This is a genomic window from Daejeonella sp. (genome assembly GCF_049655485.1).
Lineage (GTDB): Bacteria > Bacteroidota > Bacteroidia > Sphingobacteriales > Sphingobacteriaceae > Daejeonella.
The window spans coordinates 1-6,955 of sequence record NZ_JBASJU010000078.1; the positions used below are offsets into that span (position 1 = coordinate 1).

At 43.4% G+C, this 6,955-nt stretch carries 5 protein-coding genes; all 5 read right to left on the bottom strand.

Going from position 1 to position 6,955, the window contains the following annotated elements; all coding sequences use genetic code 11:
- Window positions 1-1,544: N-acyl-D-amino-acid deacylase family protein (locus tag WBJ10_RS03320; protein ID WP_424288134.1), on the bottom strand; the 1,544-nt coding region annotated here is incomplete at its 3' end.
- Between the two features lie 27 nt (window positions 1,545-1,571).
- The gene (locus WBJ10_RS03325) at window positions 1,572-2,846 is read right to left on the bottom strand and encodes a serine hydrolase domain-containing protein (protein WP_424288135.1); all 1,275 of its coding nucleotides are present in this window, start codon (window positions 2,844-2,846) and stop codon (window positions 1,572-1,574) included.
- Between the two features lie 139 nt (window positions 2,847-2,985).
- Window positions 2,986-4,482 (bottom strand): serine hydrolase, encoded by a 1,497-nt coding sequence (locus tag WBJ10_RS03330; RefSeq protein ID WP_424288136.1) that lies wholly within the window; start codon window positions 4,480-4,482, stop codon window positions 2,986-2,988.
- 24 nt (window positions 4,483-4,506) lie between these two features.
- Window positions 4,507-5,865, bottom strand: a complete 1,359-nt coding sequence (locus WBJ10_RS03335; RefSeq protein ID WP_424288137.1) for a hypothetical protein — start codon at window positions 5,863-5,865, stop codon at window positions 4,507-4,509.
- A 63-nt stretch (window positions 5,866-5,928) separates the two neighbouring features.
- Window positions 5,929-6,955, bottom strand: a 1,027-nt coding sequence (locus tag WBJ10_RS03340; protein ID WP_424288138.1) for a BamA/TamA family outer membrane protein, incomplete at its 5' end; no start/stop codon positions are given.

Below are 6,955 nucleotides of genomic sequence, written 5' to 3' on the forward strand. Positions count from 1 at the left end.
CCCAAATGCTTTTCGTTTTCTACCACCACTTCTCCATTGACGATCACATATTTAAAACCTTTTGAATAGGCGTGAGGCTGCTGGAAAGTGGAAAGGTCCTGAACCTCTGCTTCGCTGAATACTACCACGTCGGCAGCGTAGTTAGGAAGGATTAAACCGCGGTCGCTTAGCCCGAATTTCTGCGCAGGAAGCGAAGTCATTCTCCTGATGGCATCTTCCAGCGTGATCACATTTTCATCACGCACGTATTTTCCTAAAACCCTGGCGTTAGTTCCATAACCACGCGGATGAGGCATTCCCTGGCCGAAAACCCGGATTCCCGCATCAGCTGCAAACATGCTGAACGGATATTTCATGATGTATTTTACATCTTCTTCATTCATGCTGTTATAAACCATTTGCGCTCCGCCTGCCAAAACCATATCCATAATGGTTTCAGCCTCGTTTTTTGCGTTGGACCTTTTCCCTAAAAGTTTATTTATTTCAGTGATATTCTTGCCATTGTAAGTTGAATCTGGATCGTAATTCGCTACTACTGCATATGAATAATTGGGGAAAGCATAATCTTTCAGCTGCCGAAGCATTTCCTTCTTAATCTGGGCACGTGTTTCCGGATCAGTTAACCTGACTTTCATTGAATCATTTCCTCCCTGGAAGGTCCAGTCGGGAAGGCGTACACCAAGGTTAGTACTGCTTGCAGTATATGGATACTGGTCGATTGTAACTTCCCATCCTTCTTCACGGGCTTTTTTGATCAAGCCGAGCGTAATATCTGATTTCCCCCAGTTGGATTTCCCCCCTACCTTGAAGTGTGAGATCTGCACTGGAATATTTGCTTCTTTGCCGATATTAATTGCTTCATTTATCGCTTCTACAGCTTTGTTCTCCTCATCCCTAATGTGTGAAGCATAAACACCATTGTATTTTGCCGCAGCCCTGGCAAGGCTCACCACCTCTTCTGTTTTTGCAAAAGTGCCAGGAATATATATGAGGCCAGTGGATAGGCCCACTGCGCCATCCTTCATCGCCTTCGCCACAAGTTCATCCATTTGCTTTTGCTCTTCTGCACTCGGCGCACGATTAGCGCGTTGAAGCACCTGCGCGCGGACGGTATTATGTCCGATTAGTGAAGCAATATTAATTGAAGGGCGAATGCTGTCGACTAAACGCAAGTATCCACGGATATCTTCTTCAGACCCACCGCAGTTCCCGGTGATAACAGTGGTAACTCCATCCAGTATATAATTATCTGCAGTAGGAGTTTTAACTACACCACCTTCAATGTGCCCATGAACGTCTATAAAACCCGGCGCTACCACCAGGCCTTTTGCGTCAATTATTTTATTAGCCCGCAAGCCACCCAGGTAACCCACTTTTAGGATCTTACCATCCTTAATGGCTACATCTCCATAAAACCATGAGTTACCTGTCCCGTCCAGCACTTTGCCGTTTTGAATAATGACATCGGCAATAGGTATTGTAGTTTGAGCCTGAGATGTAAGCGTCGCTGCAAATAACGAAAGCGATAATAATGTTTTTTTCATTTTATTAAACTATAGGTCTAATTTAAACTACTCCATGGCTCCATACGCCATCGCCCTAAACTTCTCGATCACCTCATTATGTGATCTCGCCTGCATCTGACGATAAATCAAAAGCACCAGCCTCTCTTTTGGATCTACCCAGTACGAGGTTCCAAATGCTCCGCCCCAGCCAAAAGTACCTTCCTGGGCAGGTGTGCGACCGCTGCTCTTATCAGTGACAATTTGAAACCCTAAGCCAAATTTATCACCGTTGCCGATGTTCACATCACCTACCTGATTAACTGTCATCATCCTGACAGTGTTTCTTCCAAGTATTCGTTTACCGTTGTAAACACCATCATTAAGCAGCATTTGCAAAAATATGGCGTAATCAAAGATGGTTGAACTAAGTCCAGCACCACCTGAGTAGTAGGACGTTTTTTCCAATGGGTAATTAGGTGTCACAGGCCCGTTAAGCATTTGAACAGTTGCCTTAGCTAAAACTCCGCCCTCTTTTTCAGTGTAGAGATTTACTAAGCGGCGAGCTTTTGCCTGTGGGACAGTGAAGTAAGTATCTTTCATTCCCAGTGGTTCGAAAATTCTTGCTCTGAAAAACTCATCAAGGCTGACCCCTGAAATTATTTCCACTAAAGCACCTAAAAGATCAGTATTTAAACCATAGGTAAATCTCTCACCTGGCTGATGCATAAGCGGTAATTTCCCCAGAGTGGACATCGCATCTTTCAGGCTTGCATCCTTCATTCCGATTCCGGTGCTAAGGTTGTTTTTCGCGTAAATGGCATTTGCTTCCTTCGATCCGATTTGGGCGTAACCAATCCCCGAAGTATGGGTTAGCAGATCCTTAATGGTGACTTCCCGTTTTGCAGGTTCAGTAGTATAAGTGGTGTCACCCGGATTGAATTTAGCTAAGACCGCCTGTCCTTTAAATGAAGGAATATACTGAGAAACCGGATCGCTCAACAACAATTTGCCTTCCTCAAAAAGCATCATAATCGCTACGCTCGTAATCGCTTTAGTTTGCGATGCGATCCTGAAAATTCCATCCTTCGGTAAAGGTGTCTTTGTATCGAGGTCATCAAATCCGGCAGCTTTATAGTAAGCCACCTTTCCGTCCCTGATAATCAGGGCTGAAGCCCCGTTTAAATAACCCTTGCTTACCCAGTCATTCATCGCTACATCAATTCTTTTCAGACTTTCTGAAGAAAATCCCGCCGCTTCCGGAGTTGACGTTGTAATAACCTGCCCAAAAGCGCCCAGCGCCCCGGCAATCACAAATAAGATCGATAGTAAATTTTTTTTCATATAGTAATCTTTAATTATTAATTTTCAACCCCCATGTTTCCCAAAACTCCGGTGTCCAGCAATTTTCAAATTCAGTTTTTAGTTCTCCTCTTCCGTTGTCTGATTTCCGTTTTTCAACTTTCACCTTCCTTCTCCACTCTCAATTACTTTTAACAAACTCCGTCACCGGATCCCCAAACGGCCTCGTACTAATCCTGTCAATCTCCCCTTTATCATTCGTCAGGAAATTGATCTTCATATCTGGAAAGCTTTTCCCTTCATCTACTGTTATAAACTGGTCATAGTGCCAGTGATCAAGCATAGCAGCTAAGCCGCGGTAATTTAATGTGATTTTGTTGTTTTGCATGCCGATTTTTATGTCACCATATACCGGGTGATTAAATGTACCTGCGTAGGCCTGGATAGGATGCGAAGGATACGTGTTCTTAACGCGTGAAGCGTTGAGTGAATCGATTTGCTTTTTGCTGCGTTCCTTTCCCTCAAGATAGTCTTTTCTGTACCGCCCGCTCCAGTCTGTAGCCTCGCGGCCGAGTAAAATATCGACAATAGGCAGGTTCATAACAGATCGAAGTGAACTTGCATCCGCAGAATTATGGACAATAAAAATGGCAAGGCTGTCTTTTGGTAGATAGGTAAGATTGGAATAGAAACCGTCAATAGAACCCGTATGACTTACCATTTTTGTGCCTTTGTAAGCCTGAACGATTCTCCCCAAAGCATAAATAGAGTTTGATAATTCATCATAACGGCCCCGCTTATCCGAAAGGTTTTGTGGAATCATGGTTTCGGCTAATGCCCTTGCGGGGATTACCTGCTTGCCTTTAAACTCTCCCCCGTTTACCAGTGCGATCATCCAGTTTCCCATGTCTTTCATGTTCGAATAAATCGTGCCGGCAGGACCGAGTGTTTCAGATTGGGAACTGAAACCGCGCGCGATTAGTTTGTCCTCCTCATTTGAAAAATAGGAATTAGAGTGCTCATCAGGCCTTGCACCTACACCAGCAAAACCACTGGAGTTCATAGCTAGCGGTTTAAAGATACGTTCGCGGACATTATCTTCCCAGGATTTACCTGTTACACTTTCAATTGCCAGTCCCGCAGTAGTAAACATCATATTATTATAGATGTATCCTTCCCGAAATCCTAATGAAGGTTTCATATGAGCAATTTTACTGAGTGCTTCTGTCCGTTTAAATGGTGCATTTACCCAAATTCCATCATATGCCGGGAGTCCGGTTCGGTGGCTAAGCATATCCCGTAAGGTTACTCTTGAAGTTAGCTCCTCATTGTTGAAAGCGATGCCCGGAAGGTAGGTGCGTACCGGTTTATCGAGGCTTAGTTTCGCCTCGACAGCTAATTGTGATGCGATGGTTGAAGTAAATAATTTCGTGTTGGAAGCGATTGGGAATATGGTGGTTTCGGTAGCTGGTAGCTGCTTCTCGAGATTCCTGAAACCATAACCTTTGCTGTAGATAAGTTTATCCTTGTAAACGATGGAGATAGCCAGGCCGGGAATGTTCCATTGATTTAATAGTCCGTTTGCGTAAGTGTCGATTGTTGCAAATTTTGCAGAATAGTCGGGCGTTTGGGCACAAACACAGAGTGGGAAAATTAAGAGTAGAATTAAACGCTTCATTGACAGCTTATTTGGATGACATTTTTAGTTTAATAAATCCTGAGTAGTGATCGGATTACTCAGCAGATGATAAAAGATTTTCCATTGCCTTTGCGGGATTTTGCTTTTTACTGACTCTGCTGGCATGTCCACCGTTTCACTGGCTTTTTTATTTTGTGCTTTGATCTGATTTTCCACGTATTTCCTGACTACATCCTGGCCATAGTTATAGTTGATTACATAACTGCGGTATTTTTTTATAAATGCAACAGATTTTAAAGCAGTTTCTTCGTTATAAAGGCAATATTGCTTGAGCCAATCCACAGCCTGTGGTTCCGACATCGTGCCGTTCACCAGTCCACGGGCGGCTTCATTTCTTGCATAGTTTAACTGTCCACGAATAGCAAGTGCCTTAAAGTATAAGCCAGTTCCGGTCGAATCGAGGCCCGCCAGCGGTAGAATAACTTCTTTTGAAAATCGGATCTTATCATCGCCCGGGAATGCCAGCTCTATGCCATAATTTGCGCCGCCTTCTGCTATAAATGATTGCGGGCTGAATAAAGGGTAGAGGGATATTTCAACCCAGTTCTTATCCCTGTAAAGGTTCTTCTCCAAAAGCATATTATATACATGGTGGCCCGGATAACTCTCATGGCTTCCCACGTCAATAGCCCTTTCAATGAATATCTGTATATCCGTATTGATCTGGATCTCGCTGGTATAATTCCCCTTGTACCAGTTATAGCCGCTCCATGATTTATCGGTGACATAGCCAAGCGTAAACTTTTCTTCTGTGGGGAGTTTATAATGATCAAGTGTACGTTTTCTAGCCTCAGCTATTGTTGTTTTGAACACCGTATCCAGTTTATTCTTAGGAATAATAAATCGATTCGCAAGCAACTGGAACCGATCCTGAACAGATCCGCTTCCTGGAAGAATCAAGTCGAGTGAATCAAGCAGCAACTGATAATGTGCTACAGGATATTCAGGTGCTGCTACTCCAAAGAGATCTTTAGACTCCTCATCGAATGTGCCAAATTCGCCGGAATAAATCTTAACTCTTCTGCTGAATGCAGTAAGTTGGCCTATCATCCATTGCGCCCGTGCCTTTTGGTCTTTAGTGTCCGTTTTCGATATTTGTTCAAGCTCTTCCTGCATCGAAGCGATTTCCTTTTGCACACTGTCTTTAGGAAATATTGCCGGTTTGGATTTAGGTTTTAGCGAGTCAGGCCCATAGTACGCATCTACAAAATCCGCATCATACTGGCCAATAAATAGGCCAAGCTTTACGTATTTCCGAGATAGAACATTTAGTGCGTTCTCTTTACTATTGTCATTGCTTTCTGTACACGAAATGCTAAAAACGCTTATTAAAAGGTAAAGCAAATATGAAAACCTGTTCATGCCAGCAGAAATTTAATTGCAAATGTTTATCATCTGCAAATTAGTAAAATTCCTTTCTGAAGATTAAAAGGATTCGCCTAAACTTAAATAAAATCCTTTTTGTCGCTCCTCACCGGGACGCTTTTCGCCAAAGGCATAATCCATTCTGACGCTCAAGCCTTTTTCTATGTCAAAGAAATAGCGAAATCCTCCGCCAATGCTGGGTTTCAGGTCGGCTATCGTAAAATCGCCATGTCCATATACCGTTCCAGTTCCGGCAAAACCAACAAGGCCAAAGCGTGGGTTTAATCGGAATCGAAGTTCAGTCTGCAAGGCGAGCAGATTTTCATCCCGGTAACGGCCTGTATAATAGCCGCGCATCATTTCATCATTACCTAATTGTGGAAGCAGATAAAAAGGGGTGTCTCCATTTCCTATAGTTTGATATAAACCGTTTAGACCTGCAACGAGCTTTTTACTCAGACTCTTGAAACTTCTAAAGTCGGCTTCGAACATGCTGCCATCGAAGTTGTTGCCGCCAAAAAATGCTGGAGCATAGGAGTAATTGAGTCTGAGAAATGTTCCTTTGGTCGTATAGGTATTTGAGTTACGGTTGTCAATGATCTGTGAAATTCCAAAGAATAATACTTTTCCGCCATCCTTGTCGATGATAGTTGGGTCTGTACCGTATATACCCACCGCTGCTTTATCCGTGAAACGGTAGCTGTCGAAATTAACATTTGCACCGGTATAGGTAATTTTTCCTAACTGCTTTTCAACTCCCGCATTCACCCTGAATAGTTTTTGTGTGATGCGGTCTTCATTTGCTTGAAGCGTGTTCTTACCCACCCCATAAAAGTTGAAAGGGAAGTTTTTATATCTTAATTCGAAGGTATAATGGTAAGTATTCCCTGGCGACCAGATATCGCTCTTAAGCTGAAAATTGCTCTGACTTTTGGTTGTAAAGGTTGCAACTCCCGTCAAGCGGGATGCGCGCGTCAGGGTATCTTGTCGGTTCGTGTAAAACGAATAAAGGCTTACCGCACCAAATTCAATCCCCGTTTCCTGAGCGTAACCCAGAACAGGAAGGGCTAGAAAGCTGCTTGAACGG